Origin of the sequence: Insulibacter thermoxylanivorax (assembly GCF_015472005.1) — a bacterium.
Classification (GTDB): domain Bacteria; phylum Bacillota; class Bacilli; order Paenibacillales; family DA-C8; genus Insulibacter; species Insulibacter thermoxylanivorax.
The window spans coordinates 12,543-28,543 of sequence record NZ_BMAQ01000010.1; the positions used below are offsets into that span (position 1 = coordinate 12,543).

The following is a 16,001-nucleotide window of genomic DNA, read 5'->3' on the forward strand; positions in this document are numbered from 1 at the left end:
CGGTCGAAAGCGAGCATCCATGCCCCCTCTCGGCCGTTCACATGTTTGATATCAATGAGATCAACAATCATGATGACCTGCAGCGTGATCCGAAGCTCAGCTGATTACACGCTGGGCTGCTCCGGCGGCTGCTCAGCCGTACTCCTTGCCCTTCCAAACGGCCACCAGTTCGCCTCGCCGAACAACTTCACCATCATCGGGATGAAGAGCGGCAGGAATACTAGAGCATATAAGAAGAGGCCTGTCAATACGATCGTTGCAATCTGCAGCAGGGACAGCACGCCGGATGGCAGCATCGCTGCAAAGGTGCCGCCCAAGATGATGACTGCTGAGAAGATGACGGATCCCATCTTCTTCATCGCTTCCAGAATCGCCTCCTGCACATCGAGATGGCGATATTCATTGAAGCGGCCCATGAGGAAGATGCTGTAATCGATGCCCAGAGCCACCAACATGACGAAGGCGAAGAACGGCACCGCCCAAGTGATGCCGGCGTATCCCGCCAGATCGACGAAGATCCATTCCGCCACCGCCATGGATGTATAGTAGGTGAGCAGCAGCGATGCCATCAAGTAGATGGGCATCACGAGCGATCGGAGCAGGATCATGAGCACGAGGAAGATGCCGATCAACATGATCACAGCCGTTCTGTTGAAGTCTTCCTGTGATACTTCGCTGAGATCATGATACATGCTCGTAACTCCGCCCACAGCATACGCTGCATCCTCCAGCGGTGTCCCTTTGACCGCACGTTCAATGGCAGCGTTCAGCGGTTCGATCAGTTCCAAGGTCTCCTGCTCATAAGGATGGCCTTCGAAGATCACTTCGAACTTCACGGTTCTGCGATCTTCCGACATATAAGTGTCGAAGACCTGTGCGAATTCTTCCAGCTCGAAGACTTCTTCCGGCATGTACCAGCCTCCAAGATCCGCCGAACTGTTCGTCGACAGCACTTCCAGGTACGCAACAGCATCCGTCAGCCCTTCACCGATCTGTGTCAAGCCGTCTACACTTTGCTGGATGCCACCCGTCAGCAATTCCAGCTGATCCGTAAGCCCTGTGACCCCTTCATACAACTGCCGCTGTCCGTCGACGACTTGCTGCAGGCCATGAACCGCACCCGGCATCTGCTGGGCAATGTGATCCTGCCCGTCAGCAGCCTGCTGCAACCCTTGCTCAAGCTGATTCAAGCCATCCAGTAAGGCATCGAAGGTCGCAATTATTTCACCGAAGCCAGCATTCGCCTGTCCGAATCCGCCGCCGGCTTCGCTTAAACCTGCCGTCACGACGGCCAGCTGCCCGTTGAGCTGCTTCACACCCGTCAGCAATTCCTCTGCTGCATCCTGCATTTGCTCCGCAAGTCCAAGTGCCATCAGGAACGTTTCATCCTCGCTGAGAATCGGATGATTCATCGACACGCTGCCTAGCGCCTGCTCCAGACCGCTGAGGCCTTGGCTGAGGCTGTCCAGGCCATTCTCGAGCTGGCCGTAATGTTCCGCCAGCTGGTTCAAGCCTTCGCTCAGCTCATGATAACCTGCGGCAAGCTGCTCATAGGAAGATCTAAGCCGTTCTGCATTGCGCTTCAGTTCCTGTACTCCGCTGTGCAGCTCAGCTGCTCCGCCTGCTCCCTGGCGCATGCCGTAAGCGATCTCGCCAAGGCCGTTGGAGAGCTGGTTCAGGCCGGCCGCCACCTCCTGCGTCCCGTCAACCAAAGCCCCCACAGCCTGCACCGCGTCCACAAGCTGCGGTTCTGAGGCCGTCAACTGCCGACCCGCAAAAGCCAAACCGTCACGGATCTGCATGATCCCATCGGCGCCCTGTATCAATCCTTCCTGCAGCACCGCAGCCTGATCCGTCACCAAGAACTCCGCAATCTCCTCCCCTGTCGGTCTCGTCGCGCTGCGCACGGCGCTTACGCCATCGACATGCAGCAGTTCCCGGCTGATCTTCTCGATCCACGCCATGCCTTGCGGACTGTCCAGCGCTTCATCGTGTTTCAGAACGATGGAGGCGGGCAAGGATTCACCCGGTCCGAACTTCTCGGCGATGATATGAAAGGCTTTGACCGAGTCATACCCATCACCGATCTCATCCAAGGAGTTATAAGATACGTCGCCGTCATACTGCCACAGGAAGGGCACGACGATGACGGCTATGATTCCAAGCGTAATCAAAGGTCTGCGCAGGGAGAAGGAACCCGCAAATCCCCACACTCGGTTATCCTTATGCTGCAGAGCGCGGCTGCTCGGCCAGAACAAGGCCTTGCCCAGTACTGCCATGAAGAACGGCATCAGCGTGAACAGAGCGATCATCATCACCGTCACGCCGACAGCAACGGCAACGGCGGATTGATAGAGGATGAACTTGGATAAACCGATCGCCGCGAAGCCCGCGAGAACTGCCAGCCAAGAGAAAAGCACCGTCCGTCCCGCTGTGCGGTAAGTCGCAGCGATCGCTTCAACCGTGTAACTGTGGGCTGCGAGCTCTTCTCGGAACCGGCTGATCAACAAGATACAGTAGTCTGTGCCGATGCCGAACATCACCGCTACCATGAAGATCTGGGTGAAGGTTGACAGCGGAAAATCCATATATTCCACCAGATAAGCAACAACGGACTGCGCGGTCAGATAACTGATCCCGATGGTCAGAAGCGGAATCCAAGGCGTGACCACGGAACGGAATACGACGATCAAGATGACCAGGATGAAGATGACGGTGATGAGCTCCGTCCGCTTCAATCCTTCCTGTGAAGAGATGATCACATCCTCATCAATCAGCGAGCTGCCCGTGAGATAATGCTCCACTCCAACATCTTGCAGCACTTCGTTCAAGCCATCGCGCTGCTCTGACGTCGATAGATCCGCCGAATCCAGTCCGAGCATCACGAGCACCGTGGTGCCGTCCTCCGAGACCATCTGCTCCTCTAATTCCGGTACACCAAAAGGTGAAACGACATTTGTCAGCCCCAGCTCATCGCTCTGTTCAGATAATCGATCCACCGCTTGTTTAATCTCTCGGATCTCTTCATCATCCAACCCGTCCTCGCTTGTGAACACCAGGACTGCTGCCGTACCATCCCCATCGATCTCTTCCAGCAGCTTTCCGGCCGCAAGCGATGGCGATCCTTCCGGGATGGTCAACTGCCCTCTCTCGCGAACCAGATCTTGCATATCCGGTGCTGTGAAGAACAGTCCCGCCGCAAGGGCAATCCAGAGCGCTAAGATCGCCCAACGGTATTTTACAATCGTTCTCATCTTTCATTCCCTCCTCCCTGAGTGATGATCCGAAGCAATCGTTCGGATGTATCCAGGAACTGTTCGATCTCCGTCTGCGGCAGCTGCCGGATGATGCCTTCTAATCGTTCATGTATGCGGGAAGCGGCCGTCTCATACACCTGTTTCCCCTTCTCTGACAGACGCAGGCTGATCATGCGCCGGTCCCGTTCATCCGGCGTTCTCGTGATGTATTGTTTATCCGCCAGACGTGTCGTGATCGCCGTAGTCGCACTGCGGTTCACACAGAACGTCTCGGACAACTCACTTGCTGTACAGCTTCCATGTTTATGGATGTACCGCAAGGTCAGGAATTGATCCAAGGTTAATTCCTCTTGGATCGAGTCCCGTATGATGTTGTTCAGACGACGATTAACTGTAAATATAGCTGCTTCGAAGCGTTCGATATACTCATGAATCCTGTCACAGCATTCCAACCTAGGCTCCCTCCATCATGCGATTCGTTCAAGCAATTAATTCAACTATTGAATTATTCATATATTGAACTATATGTTGTCATGAACAAAAAGTCAAATGCGTAAACAAAAAAGAACCCCCGGTTCCCTCAACGGCAACCGAGGATTCCTTGCAGCGCGTCATTCTTGCTTAACATCCCATCTCAATCAGCTCTGAGCATCGAACAGCTCTATAAAGCTTGGACAGCCTGCTGGTCAATCATTTAGATCCGGACGATGCCCTTGCACTAGATAGACGACGCTCTCTCCGATATTCGTCGCATGGTCAGCCACCCGTTCCAGATAGCGGCTGACGAAGCAAAGCTGCAGCGCCTGGTTCACGTTTTGATTTTTCTCTGCAATATAAGCAAACAACTCCCGCAGGATCTGGCTGTGCAGATGATCGACTTCGTCGTCCATCTGCGCCATCTTATAGGCCAGCTGAATATCTTCTTCAACGTATGCCTTGATGCTGTCGCTGATCATCTGCTGCACGATCTCCGCCATCCGCGGGATGTCGACCAGCGGTTTGATCAGACCTTCGTTCTCGATTCGCAGCGTGACCTTCGCGATGTCTACGGCAAGATCGGCCATTCGTTCCAGATCATTAGCCATGCGAAAGGCAATGATAATCCGCCGCAGATCCTTCGCCACCGGCTGCTGGGTAGCGATGATCCGTGCGCCAATGTCCTCGATGTTCTCTTCCATCTTGTTGATCTCTATGTCTTCTTCAACGACGGACTTCGCCAACTCGGTGTCCATATTTTTTAACGATTTGACCGAATTCTCGATCGACTTCTCTACCCGCTCACTCATCTTAATCAGCGCTTGTCTAAGTTCGTCGAGATATGCATCGAACTGAGCTCTTCTAGTCACATTCATGTTTAACGCCCTCCTGTTCAGCCGAATCGGCCGCTAATGTAGTCTTCCGTCCGTTGTTCACGCGGATTTGAAAACAACTGGTCCGTTCTGTCCATTTCGATAACTTCACCGTTTAAGAAAAATGCCGTTTGATCCGAGACGCGAGCTGCTTGCTGCATATTGTGCGTGACCATGATAATCGTATATCTTTCCTTGAGCTCTTGTACCAATTCTTCGATCTTCAAGGTCGAGATGGGGTCGAGGGCCGAAGTCGGTTCATCCATGAGCAGGATCTGCGGTTCAACAGCCAGAGCCCGGGCGATACAGAGCCGTTGCTGCTGTCCGCCGGACAAGCCGTATGCGGATTTCTTCAGCGAATCCTTCACTTCATCCCACAGCGCTGCTGCCCTTAGGCTCCGCTCGACGATCTCATCGAGTTCTGATTTTTTCTTAATGCCGTGGATACGCGGTCCGTAAGCGATATTATCATAGATCGACTTCGGGAAGGGGTTCGGCTGCTGGAACACCATGCCGATCTGCTTCCGCAGCAATTCCACGTTGACATCATGATCATAAATATTGGTGCCGCTGATGATTACTTTGCCCTCGATGCGCACGCCTTTGATCATATCATTCATCCGGTTTAAGGTTCTTAACAGGGTCGATTTCCCGCAGCCGGACGGACCGATGAATGCCGTGATCGTTCGTTCCGGCACTTTCATATTTATTCCTTTGAGGGCATGGAAATCCCCATAATATAGGTTAAGATCCTGTATATCTACAATAGTTGACATGCCATCTACCTCCGCGGTGTTTAGGATTAATGTGCTTCTGGATGCGATCAACGTTTCTGATATTTGTTGCGCAGGAGGATCGCGATCGCATTCATCCCGAGCAACACGATAAGCAGGACGATGATCCCCGCTGCTGCTACGTTCTCAAACTTCGGATTCGGCATTCCCGACCAGGAGAAGATCTGAATCGGCAGCGCCGTAAAGGAATCAAGCAACCCTTGCGGGATCGCCCTCGTAAAGGATACTGCCCCGATGGCGATGATCGGCGCCGTCTCACCGATCGCCCGGGACAAGGCCAGGATCGAACCCGTCAAGATCCCCGGCAGCGCCGAGGGCAGGACGACTTTGGTCACCGTTTGCCACTTGTTAGCGCCGAGGGCATAGGAGGCTTGTCTCTGACTCACCGGTACCGCCCGAATGGCTTCCTGAGCCGAGACGATCAGAATCGGCAGGACGAGCAGGGTCAGGGTCAGTGCACCGCTGAGGATGCTGTTGCCAAAATGCATCACCCGTACGAATACCGTCAATCCTAACAGACCATAGACAATCGAAGGAACGCCGGCTAAGTTGGAGATATTCATCTGCACGAATCGGCTGAACCAGTTGTCTTTCGCGTATTCCTCCAGATAGATTGCCGTGGCCACACCGATGATGAAGGTCAGCGGAGCTGTGATCATCATCAGCCACAGCGTACCGATCAGCGCCGGCCAGATCCCGTTCTTCTCAGGAATCCGTGAGGAAGTGCCCGTGATGAAGTCCCAGGTCAGCCATCCCGCACCTTTGATCAAGATATCGATCAGCAGCACCGCCAGGGCGACAACTCCGACTAAGGTAGAAGCCAGGAAGATCCCTTTGAAGATGCGGTTGCGATTTTTCCTCTGCAGTATTCTCCTCGTAAGTTCCGCTTGTTTCATCGGTATTCCTCCCTAAACTTCCGCTTAATGTATCCTGCCAAGATGTTCATGAGCAGCGTCATGATGAACAACAGCAGACCAACGGCATAGATCGTATAATATTCAACGGTTCCATGGGTCGTATCCCCATTAGCGACCATGACGATATACGCCGTGAGCGTCTGCATGCTCTCCAGAGGATTCCACGTCAGGTTGGCCAAACCGCCGGAAGCCATCGCCACGATCATCGTCTCGCCGATGGCTCTGGACAATCCAAGCACGAAAGAAGCAACGATCCCGGACAACGCTGCAGGCACAACCACCTTCAGAGCGACTTCCAACCGCGTCGCCCCCAGGGCATAGGCCGCATCGCGGATCGACCGGGGTACCGCCGACATCGCATCTTCACTTAGGGAGGAGATCATCGGGATGATCATGATGCCTACAACGATGCCTGCGCTCAGCGCATTGAATATATTCAGATCGGGTATGATATGCTTAAGCATAGGTGTGACAAAAGTGAGAGCGAAGAATCCATATACGATCGTCGGAATCCCTGCCAAGACCTCCAAGACCGGTTTGAGTACCGCCCGCACCCGCGCAGGAGCGTATTCACTGAGATAGATGCCGCTGAACAATCCGATCGGAAGGGCGACCACAGAAGCGATTCCCGTGATCATCAGCGTCCCCGCGACGAGCGGCAGCACGCCGAAGGACTGTTGGGAACCGGAGAACAATGGTGTCCACTTCGTACCCGTTATAAAATCAAGGAATGGAACTTGGCGGAAAAATCCAGAGGACTCCGTGATTAAGATGATGACGATGCCGATCGTTGTGAGTACCGAGATACCGGCGAAGATCGCCAAGATCATCGGCATGATTCGATCGCTGGAGAGGATGCTTTTTTTCTTCTTGAGGTCTAATCGTTGTCCCTTCTCAGTCATATCTTTGACTCCCTTTATCTATTGAAGTTGTTAACAAGGCGATAACCGTGACCATCGGAGCGCTAAACGCACCCCGAAGGATCACGGTTTGTTGTTACATGATCAACTGATGAGAACCTCAGCGTACATGTGACAAGTTCTCTTCGATTCGATCTTGGGTAAGGCTGACATAGCCGACGAGTTCCACAAGCTCTTGCCCTTCTTCACTCATGTAGTATTCGATGAAGGCCTTCACTTCCGGACGCTCGAGCGCGGACTTCAGCGGATACATATAGATCTCGCGGGACAGCGGAGCATACGTTCCGTTGTTAATCGTCTCAAGCGTAGGAGCGACATATTCATCGGAGCCTTCTGCTTTGATCGCCACAGCTTTCAGCTTATCTTGGTTCTCGATGTAGTAGGCGAATCCAAAGTATCCAAGCGAATACTTGTCATTGCTTACCCCTTGCACCAGCACGTTGTCATCCTCAGATGGGATATAATCTTCACGGGAAGCGAAGGCTTCGCCAACGATGGCTTCTGTGAAGTATTCGAAGGTGCCGGAAGCCGTGCCGGGACCGTATAGATTGATCTTCTCATTCGGCCAGCTCGGATCTACATCAGACCAGTAGGTAACTTGGCTGCCCGGTTCCCAGATCATCTTCAGCTGCTCAACGGTCATCTCTTCAGCCCAATCATTATCCTTGTGAATGACGACCGTAATTCCGTCAAATGCTACAGGCATCTGAACGACATCGTCGCCGTTCGCTTGGATCGTCTGGACTTCTTCGTCCTTGATCAAGCGCGAAGCATTGGCGATATCCGCTTCACCATTGATGATCGCTTTGATCCCGTTGGAGGAACCCGTCGATGCCACTTGTACATTCACACCGGGATTAGCATTCATGAATTCCTCTGCTACGGCCAGCGCTACCGGATATACGGTGGAGGAACCGTTCAGGATAATCTCTCCGCTTAATTCCTCTGTTTGATTAGATGTTTGATTTTGCTGGCTGCCTGTTTCACCGCCGCTCCCTCCATTAGCAGCATTGTTGCCGTTGTTCGCGCCGCCGCAAGCTGCCAGAGGGAACACAAGAGCTAGCGAAGCAAGCAGTAAGATCCCCTTTTGTATGATTCCTTTTGCCAATTCGACCACTCCTCGAGATATTTTCATTTCCCTTTCTTCAAGGACAATCATACCTCCGCAATGTTTTCGTTATTTAAAGGCTTTGTAAAGCCGGTGTAAAAATTAAAGCCGATCGTTAACTAAGATCAGCTTGAAAGTTAGTATGTTATTTCAAAATCGATGAAAATCAAGAAGAAGTTGAGGAAAAGAAAGTTGAGGAAAAGAAAATTGAGGAAAAGGTGGAGTGGAAATCGAGACAATTGCAGTCATTTGAGATACAACGTGAGGTTTAATTTTCATCAAGCGTTAACTTCAAGCTTACCGCTTCGATCCGCAGCATTAAGAAGCAGGGTATAAGGGAAAGTAAAAGGAGAAGAGGAAGGGGATGAACCGCTATTGTTTGACTACTAACTTGTAACCCACGCCGCGGATCGAATCGATCTTCACGGTTTCTTGGTTCAGTTCAAGCTTCTTGCGAAGCGAGCTCACATGCACGTCCACCGTGCGCTGTCCGCCGATATAGTCATATCCCCATACCTGGTTCATCAACTCATCCCTTGTGATCACCATGCCGGGATGCTGCACAAGATAGAGCAGCACCTCAAATTCCTTCGGACGCATAGGGATCAGTTCATCATTCAAGACCACCTCATACTTGTCCGGATAGATGCGGATATCGCCAAGCTGAATCATGTTCTCCTCCTTGGCGCCGCCGTCTGCATCCCCCTTGACACGCCGTAATACGGCTGACACACGAGCCAGCAGTTCAGCTACGCCGAAGGGTTTGGTTACGTAATCATCCGCGCCCAGCTTCAATCCTTGCACGATCTCCTCTTCCCCATTGCGCGCCGTCAGGATGATTACCGGCGTCTTCACGCCTCGCTTGCGCAGTTTCTCCAGCACTTCAAATCCGCTCATTCCGGGCAGCATCACATCCAGGATGATGAGATCAAAGGTTTGATCCATACAGGCCTGCAATGCTTCCATTCCGTTGTCGATCACTTCCGCCTCATAGCCTTCCTGAGTCAGATTATAAGACAGCAAGCGAGAGAGAGTCGGCTCGTCTTCTACGACGAGAATCTTATGGTGTTGCATGGGGACATGCCTCCTGTATCATGACCATCGTTTGCCTCTATCATAACATTTACGATATCAACAAGTGTTAAGACTGTGTAAAAAATGAACGGTCAGCAATGCACTTGCTTACGGCTGGAGGATGGATGCCTCTAGTCGTTCATAGTATTAGTCGTTCCAAGTATGAAGCACCGGCAGTTCGACGATGAAGGTAGAACCAAGCCCGTGTCTGCTCTCCACACGGATCGAACCCTGATGGAGCTCCACAAGATGCTTCACGATCGACAAGCCCAGCCCCGTCCCTCCAGAACTGCGCGAGCGCGCTTTATCCACACGGTAGAATCGTTCGAAGATGCGCGGCAAGTCTTTCTTCGGGATGCCGATCCCCGTATCGATCACCGATATCATCACCCGATCATATTCCCCCTCAGGATCACCCAAGGTCTGCAGGACCATCTTCACTGAACCGTTCTCCGGCGTGTAATTGATACCGTTCGACAGGAGGTTGATGAATACCTGACGCAGTTTATCTTCATCCCCTTCGATATACACATCCTCCGGGGCTTCCAGCTCCAGCGTGATCTTCTTCCGGTCGGCCTCAGGCCGCATCATCTCGACGACGCTGTTGAGGAAAGAGTCCAGCTGAATCGGTGCGAGATGGAGCGGTTCCCGCTTCGATTCGATCTTGGATAGCTCCAGGATATCGCCGATCAGGCGATTTAATCGTTCGCTCTCATCATAGATGATCTGCAGGAACGAACGCGTCGTCTTCTCATCGCTGACTGAGCCGGACAACAAGGTTTCCGCGAAGCCCTTCACGGCAGCGATCGGTGTCTTAAGCTCATGGGAGACATTCGCTACGAACTCACTGCGCATTCGTTCCAGTTTGCGAATCGCGGTGATATCATGCAGGACGATGATCAGCCCGGAGTTAGACAGGGAATCCATCTTGAGCGGGATGATATGGAGCTCGATCGTCCTTTCCTCTGGATAGTATAAGACGATCTCATCGCGGATATGTTCCCCCCGATAGATGCTCTCCAGCACCAGCTGCTCGAAGGGAAGCGGTTGTTTAAGACGGTCGTAGGCTGTGCCGATCACTTCCTGCGCATCGTAACCAAGGATCCGTTCTGCCGCTTTGTTCATCAGCACGATGCGATCCTCCCTGTCCAGCACGACGATCCCGCTGATCATATTGTCGATCACGCTCTCCAAGCGGTTCTCGTTCTCAGTAAGCTGTTCCATCTGCTCCTGCAGGCTGACTGCCATCGTGTTGATCGCTGATCCCAGGAGCCCAATCTCATCCCTCCTCTTCAATCGAACCCGCGCTCTGTAATTGTGCATGGTGATGCGCTTCGCTACAGCGATGATATGCTCGATCGGGCGGGTGAAGCTGGCTGCGAAGCGATAGCTGACCAAAGCACTAATCGCAAGCAGAATCGTCAATCCGATCAACATATAGCCCCAAAGCGCATAAACCGTCCCGCTGAGCTCCTCCAGACCAAGGGCGATTCTGACATAACCAGCCAATTGATCGCCGTTATAGACTGGAGCGGCCACGTAGATCATGTCCTCGCCCAAAGTATCGCTGAACCGGATCGCGTCGCCGATCATCCGCCCTTCCAAGATGTCCTGGATCTCCGGCCGATCCCCATGATCATCCATCTCAGACGCTTGATGATGGGAATCCGCGATTACCCAGCCGTCGACTCTGATGAAGGTGACCCGCGATGCCGTCAATGCCGCGAATCTCTCCACCTGCTCTTGATAGTATGCTCTTCTGTTTACCGGATCGTAACTTGCGATATCCGGTTCGATCATCGAGACGATCATACGGACCTCATTCATCATATTCCTGCGAATGGCTTCCGTATGCGAGTCTTTGATGACCTTGCCGGCGAACAGTCCAGCCGCCAGCACCGTAACCCCAACCAAGATCATATAGGTCAGAAACAATCTCGTCCGTATGCGAAACATGATCTGCGTGTTCACTCCATTTCTGCTTCAGCCCTATGGACCAACACAGCCTTTCAAACCGCGTTCAGCGGCTTGAAAGGCCTGTGACGACATGGGGATCGAATTCAATCGATTGTATGATTATATGAAGACCGGATCTTTAAATTGACTTAATTTTTGTAAAGAATCCATTTCGACATCGGCGTGCAGGCTGTTACCGTGAGCATCCATCGTCACGATCGCCGCAAATCCGTCCACTTCCAGATGCCACATCGCTTCCGGAACGCCAAAATTCAGAAAATCTACGCCATTCACCCGTTTGATCGTATCCGCATAATATTGCGCGGCACCGCCGATCGCATTCAGATATACAGCACCGTGCTCCTTAAGTGCGGCTAAGGTCTTCGCTCCCATACCGCCTTTGCCAATGACGATGCGGACGCCGAACTTCTTCAGAATATCGGCTTGGTACGGCTCTTCACGGATACTCGTCGTCGGCCCCGCCGCCTTCACGTGCCAATTCCCGTCTTCATCTTTCAGCATGACAGGGCCGCAATGATAGAGCGCTGCGCCATTCAGATCTACCGGGCAATCATGATCGACCAGATACTTATGGACGGCATCGCGTCCGGTATACATCGGACCCTTGATGATCACGACATCGCCGACCTTGAGCTGGCGAATCTGCTCTTCCGTCACCGGCGTATGCAGCACGAATTCGCGCCGTTTCTCCCCGGCGATCGCTGCTGCTTCCATCGGCTGTTTCGTATCGCTCATCTGCACTGAGGAGCCGCGCTCATACAGCCAATCCTGAATCTGTCCGCTCCCAATGTCGATCCGCACGCCCTGTCTGCGGAATGCCCAGCAATTGTAGGCGACGGAGACGAAGAAGCTGGCAGGCAATCGGTTATATGCACCAATCTTGCATCCGAGCAGTGTAACTTGTCCGCCGAATCCCATCGTGCCGATGCCAAGCTTATTTGCATGCTCCATGATATACTCTTCTAACTTCCGCAAGTCTTCATTCGGATTCACATCATCGACGGGCCGGAAAAGCTGCATCTTAGCCAATTCATATCCCGTCGTGCGATCGCCGCCGATCCCGACGCCGATAAATCCTGCACTGCAGCCGTGTCCTTGAGCTTGATAGACGGCGTGCAGGATACACTTGCGGATCCCATCCAGATCCCTCCCTGCTCGGCCAAGCCCTTCAAGCTCCGTCGGCAGGCTGTATTGGATGTTCTTGTTCTCGCAGCCGCCGCCCTTGAGGATCAGCCGGACTTCAATCTCATCCTTCTCCCACTGTTCGAAGTGGATGACGGGTGTGCCTTCTCCCAGATTATCTCCGGTATTCGCACCGGTCAGGGAATCAACGGAGTTCGACCGCAGCTTGCCGTCCTTGGTGGCACGGGCAACAGCGCTGCGGATCGCCTTCTTCATCTCGATCTGATTCGCACCTACGGGACACTTGATGATGAACGTAGGCATGCCCGTATCTTGACAGATCGGCGATACATTCGTCTCGGCCATCTCAATATTGTCTGCGATGGTCGAGAGGGAGAGGGCAGCGCGCGTACCTGCATCTTCCATCTCTTGCGCGCGTTTAAGAGCACGCCGAACATCTGCCGGCAGATTCGTCGACGTTTCCTCGATCAATCGATACATGCTTTCTTCGAAATATCGCATAGTCGATGTGACTCCTTTCGATCGTGGACTCCCTGTACTATAATTATATAATAGGTTGTGCAAGATGATAGCGAACATCCGCCCGCTCCTCACAGCGGACCGGATATCCCGGCTAAGTTAGATCATTCTATAAGGATGTAAGGAAGGGGCTTAATCGCCATTGGACAGTCATTTTTTTGCTTATCTCTACCGTCTTCGCTTTATCAAACGCTGGAGCCTGATGCGCAATACGACTCCGGAGAATGTCGCTGAACACTCTTTCCATGTGGCCGTGCTGACGCATGCACTGTGCACGATTGCCAATGAAGTATTCCAGCGGCAGATCCCAACAGACGAGATCGTATCGATGGCTCTGTTTCACGATGTGACTGAAGTGATCACCGGGGATATCCCCGCTCCGGTTAAACATCATAACAAAGCGATCTTGACGAATTTCCGAGAGATTGAAGACCTTGCCGCGAAACGGCTCGCCTCGATGATCCCTGAACCGCTGAGGAGCGTCTATGAGCCCCTGATCAACGGTGAACGCTTGCAAGATCAGGACCGGGAGATGTACAGCCGCTATGTGAAGGCCGCCGATCTGCTGGATGCTTACATTAAGTGCATGGCTGAACTATCGGCCGGGAACCGTGAATTCACCGTCGCCAAACGGCAGATCGAACGCTCCCTGTCTGCCCTCGAGATGCCGGAAGTAGATTATTTTATTAAGCATTTCGCTGCGAGCTTCGAGAAAACCCTCGATGAGATATCGGATCCCGAGGCTGGCATAGAGCAAGTATAGGAAAATGCCCCGATGATCGAACATCATCCGCTGGATCAGCCATCCGTCAAAGGCAGCCGGTCAGAATCTGTTCAACATCGGGGCTTCTCTTATGTCTGTTTAACCTAGAAGTGATGGATCGAACATGATGATCACGATGAGCAGATAAGAGATCGCGACCAAGATGCTGAACAAGCGGATACGGTTGAGATCGGAAGCATCCGAATCACCGGCCGCGCTGAGGAGCCGTTTCATCGGCCGGCCCATCATCCCGCTGAAAGCACCGATCAAGATGATGAGCACGATGGTCGCCGTCATCCAGGCGACAGAATAGTCCCTAAGGGACATCAAATATCCCCCTGTCAGCAGCTGCACGATCAACACAAACTGCGCAATCGTATTTAAAGATCGGAAGGCACTGATGAACCCTTTGCGAGATTCGCCGGCAAGAGCAGACACCTTGCCGATTACAAAGGGCAGAAGCAGATAATAGCCCATCACGATCGCTCCAAGCAGATGGAGAAAATACACGAACATAGCCATATCGATCCCTCCTTTCCGGTTAACTGCAGATCCATTGAGATCGAAGATATGCCGCCTATGCTCAGATGTCCGCCGCGTTATACCGCAGGCGGACATCCGCTATTTCCATATTATTGTAGTTTCGAGCAGAACTATGCAAGCCGATCCTCGTCATGTGACCGAGGTGCTTATTCGTGCTCCAATATCTCTAGTGAGGATGCTTACATATTCTCAATGATGAGATTACCGAACTCCGAGCATTTGACCTGTTTCGCATCATCCATCAAGCGAGCGAAGTCGTAGGTGACGGTCTTGTTCTGAATCGTGCGGTCCATTCCCTTGTAGATCAGGTCAGCCGCTTCCTGCCAGCCCAGATGCTCTAACATCATCACGCCGGAGAGGATGACCGAGCCCGGATTGACGACGTCTTGTCCCGCATACTTCGGAGCCGTACCATGGGTAGCCTCGAAGATCGCATGCCCGGTAACGTAGTTGATATTCGCCCCCGGTGCGATTCCGATTCCGCCGACTTGCGCAGCCAGAGCATCGGACAGATAGTCGCCGTTGAGGTTAAGCGTAGCGATCACATCAAAATCCTTCGGACGCGTCAGCACTTGCTGCAGAGCGATATCCGCGATCGCATCCTTGATGAGGATCTTGCCTTCAGCCAGCGCCTTCTCTTGAGCTGCATTAGCCGCCTCCACGCCTTGTTCTTCCTTGATGCGGTCATATTGTCCCCAAGTGAAGGTCTTGTCCGGATATTCTTGCTCAGCAAGCTCATAACCCCAATTCTTAAACGCACCCTCCGTGAACTTCATAATGTTCCCTTTATGTACGAGGGTCACGCTCTTGCGGTTATGCTTGATCGCATATTCAATCGCTGCACGGATGAGGCGCTTCGAACCTTCCTCTGAGACCGGTTTAATCCCGATGCCGGAAGTCTCAGGGAAGCGAATCTTATTCACACCCATCTCCTTCTGGAGGAACTCGATGACTTTCTTCACTTCCGGAGTGCCCGCTTGCCATTCCACACCGGCGTAGATGTCCTCGGTGTTCTCACGGAAGATCACCATATCTACCAGTTCCGGATGCTTAACCGGCGATGGAACCCCTTGGAAATAGCGGACAGGACGCAGGCATACATAGAGATCCAGTTCTTGACGAAGAGCAACGTTAAGCGAACGAATACCGCCGCCGATCGGCGTGGTGAGCGGTCCCTTGATCGCTACGATGTATTCGCGAATCGCCGTCAGCGTATCCTGCGGCAGCCATTCGCCGAACTTGTTGTACGCCTTCTCCCCGGCATACACTTCGTACCAAGCGATCTTCTTCTTACCCTGGTATGCTTTCTCTACTGCTGCATCCAACACACGCTTAGCAGCGCGCCATATATCTGGACCCGTACCATCCCCTTCGATGAAAGGTACGATCGGATTGTCCGGAACTTGCAACTTGCCGTTCTCATCAATCGTAATCTTCTCGCCCTCTGCAGGGGGAGTAAACTTCTCGAATTGTGCCATTCTCTCGTATCCTCCTAGCGTAATATGATCTCGCGGCAGTTCCCGCTGTGTGAGGGAGCTTACCAAGCAGATGTTTACGCTGCATGTCTGGCCGCGCCCTGTTGTAAGGCAATTTGCATCCACGCGGGATCAAGGTCCCGCATGATGCGGTTCGGCAGT

The 16,001-nt window shown here is 52.7% G+C and carries 13 protein-coding genes; 1 reads left to right on the top strand and 12 read right to left on the bottom strand.

The window, feature by feature from the left end; translation table 11 throughout:
* Window positions 1-104: 104 nt before the first annotated feature.
* The 10 genes from PRECH8_RS06730 to PRECH8_RS06775 form a co-directional block, all read right to left on the bottom strand.
* The gene (locus tag PRECH8_RS06730; protein WP_200966338.1) at window positions 105-3,254 is read right to left on the bottom strand and encodes an MMPL family transporter; all 3,150 of its coding nucleotides are present in this window, start codon (window positions 3,252-3,254) and stop codon (window positions 105-107) included.
* Window positions 3,251-3,709, bottom strand: coding sequence for a MarR family winged helix-turn-helix transcriptional regulator (locus tag PRECH8_RS06735; protein ID WP_200966339.1), 459 nt, complete (start codon window positions 3,707-3,709; stop codon window positions 3,251-3,253). The genes PRECH8_RS06730 and PRECH8_RS06735 overlap by 4 nt, the downstream gene beginning before the upstream one ends.
* 234 nt (window positions 3,710-3,943) lie before the next feature.
* Window positions 3,944-4,603: a phosphate signaling complex protein PhoU gene (phoU, locus tag PRECH8_RS06740; RefSeq protein WP_200966361.1), complete on the bottom strand. Its 660-nt coding sequence runs from the start codon at window positions 4,601-4,603 to the stop codon at window positions 3,944-3,946.
* A gap of 23 nt (window positions 4,604-4,626) precedes the next feature.
* Window positions 4,627-5,382, bottom strand: a complete 756-nt coding sequence (gene pstB, locus PRECH8_RS06745; RefSeq protein ID WP_200966340.1) for a phosphate ABC transporter ATP-binding protein PstB — start codon at window positions 5,380-5,382, stop codon at window positions 4,627-4,629.
* Between the two features lie 47 nt (window positions 5,383-5,429).
* Entirely contained in the window at window positions 5,430-6,296 is an 867-nt protein-coding gene (gene pstA, locus PRECH8_RS06750) for a phosphate ABC transporter permease PstA (protein WP_200966341.1), read from the bottom strand.
* Window positions 6,293-7,219, bottom strand: a complete 927-nt coding sequence (gene pstC, locus PRECH8_RS06755) for a phosphate ABC transporter permease subunit PstC (RefSeq protein WP_200966342.1) — start codon at window positions 7,217-7,219, stop codon at window positions 6,293-6,295. Before pstC ends, pstA begins: the two co-directional genes overlap by 4 nt.
* Before the next feature lie 118 nt (window positions 7,220-7,337).
* Entirely contained in the window at window positions 7,338-8,345 is a 1,008-nt protein-coding gene (locus PRECH8_RS06760; RefSeq protein ID WP_200966343.1) for a PstS family phosphate ABC transporter substrate-binding protein, read from the bottom strand.
* A 372-nt stretch (window positions 8,346-8,717) separates the two neighbouring features.
* Window positions 8,718-9,419, bottom strand: a complete 702-nt coding sequence (locus PRECH8_RS06765) for a response regulator transcription factor (RefSeq protein WP_200966344.1) — start codon at window positions 9,417-9,419, stop codon at window positions 8,718-8,720.
* A gap of 147 nt (window positions 9,420-9,566) precedes the next feature.
* Complete coding sequence (pnpS, locus tag PRECH8_RS06770; protein ID WP_200966345.1) at window positions 9,567-11,375, bottom strand: two-component system histidine kinase PnpS; 1,809 nt, start codon at window positions 11,373-11,375, stop codon at window positions 9,567-9,569.
* A 120-nt stretch (window positions 11,376-11,495) separates the two neighbouring features.
* Window positions 11,496-13,040, bottom strand: a complete 1,545-nt coding sequence (locus PRECH8_RS06775; RefSeq protein WP_200966346.1) for a fumarate hydratase — start codon at window positions 13,038-13,040, stop codon at window positions 11,496-11,498.
* Window positions 13,041-13,200: 160 nt separating this feature from the next.
* On the opposite strand from PRECH8_RS06775, the gene yfbR reads away from it, so the two are divergent.
* Window positions 13,201-13,821, top strand: a complete 621-nt coding sequence (yfbR, locus tag PRECH8_RS06780) for a 5'-deoxynucleotidase (protein WP_200966347.1) — start codon at window positions 13,201-13,203, stop codon at window positions 13,819-13,821.
* Between the two features lie 99 nt (window positions 13,822-13,920).
* Here the strand turns inward: yfbR and PRECH8_RS06785 are convergent, their stop codons facing one another.
* Window positions 13,921-14,343 carry a hypothetical protein gene (locus PRECH8_RS06785; protein WP_200966348.1) on the bottom strand — a complete coding sequence of 141 codons (423 nt, stop codon included), beginning with the start codon at window positions 14,341-14,343 and terminating at the stop codon, window positions 13,921-13,923.
* Between the two features lie 200 nt (window positions 14,344-14,543).
* Complete coding sequence (gene icd, locus PRECH8_RS06790; protein WP_200966349.1) at window positions 14,544-15,842, bottom strand: NADP-dependent isocitrate dehydrogenase; 1,299 nt, start codon at window positions 15,840-15,842, stop codon at window positions 14,544-14,546.
* Window positions 15,843-16,001: the final 159 nt, after the last annotated feature.

Coding starts and splice junctions, on each gene's coding strand:
- PRECH8_RS06785 (WP_200966348.1), bottom strand. CDS start 14,343: ATGGCTATGTTCGTGTATTTTCTCCATCTGCTTGGAGCGATCGTGATG.
- PRECH8_RS06775 (WP_200966346.1), bottom strand. CDS start 13,040: ATGCGATATTTCGAAGAAAGCATGTATCGATTGATCGAGGAAACGTCG.
- PRECH8_RS06730 (WP_200966338.1), bottom strand. CDS start 3,254: ATGAGAACGATTGTAAAATACCGTTGGGCGATCTTAGCGCTCTGGATT.
- pstC (WP_200966342.1), bottom strand. CDS start 7,219: ATGACTGAGAAGGGACAACGATTAGACCTCAAGAAGAAAAAAAGCATC.
- pstB (WP_200966340.1), bottom strand. CDS start 5,382: ATGTCAACTATTGTAGATATACAGGATCTTAACCTATATTATGGGGAT.
- PRECH8_RS06765 (WP_200966344.1), bottom strand. CDS start 9,419: ATGCAACACCATAAGATTCTCGTCGTAGAAGACGAGCCGACTCTCTCT.
- pstA (WP_200966341.1), bottom strand. CDS start 6,296: ATGAAACAAGCGGAACTTACGAGGAGAATACTGCAGAGGAAAAATCGC.
- pnpS (WP_200966345.1), bottom strand. CDS start 11,375: ATGTTTCGCATACGGACGAGATTGTTTCTGACCTATATGATCTTGGTT.
- icd (WP_200966349.1), bottom strand. CDS start 15,842: ATGGCACAATTCGAGAAGTTTACTCCCCCTGCAGAGGGCGAGAAGATT.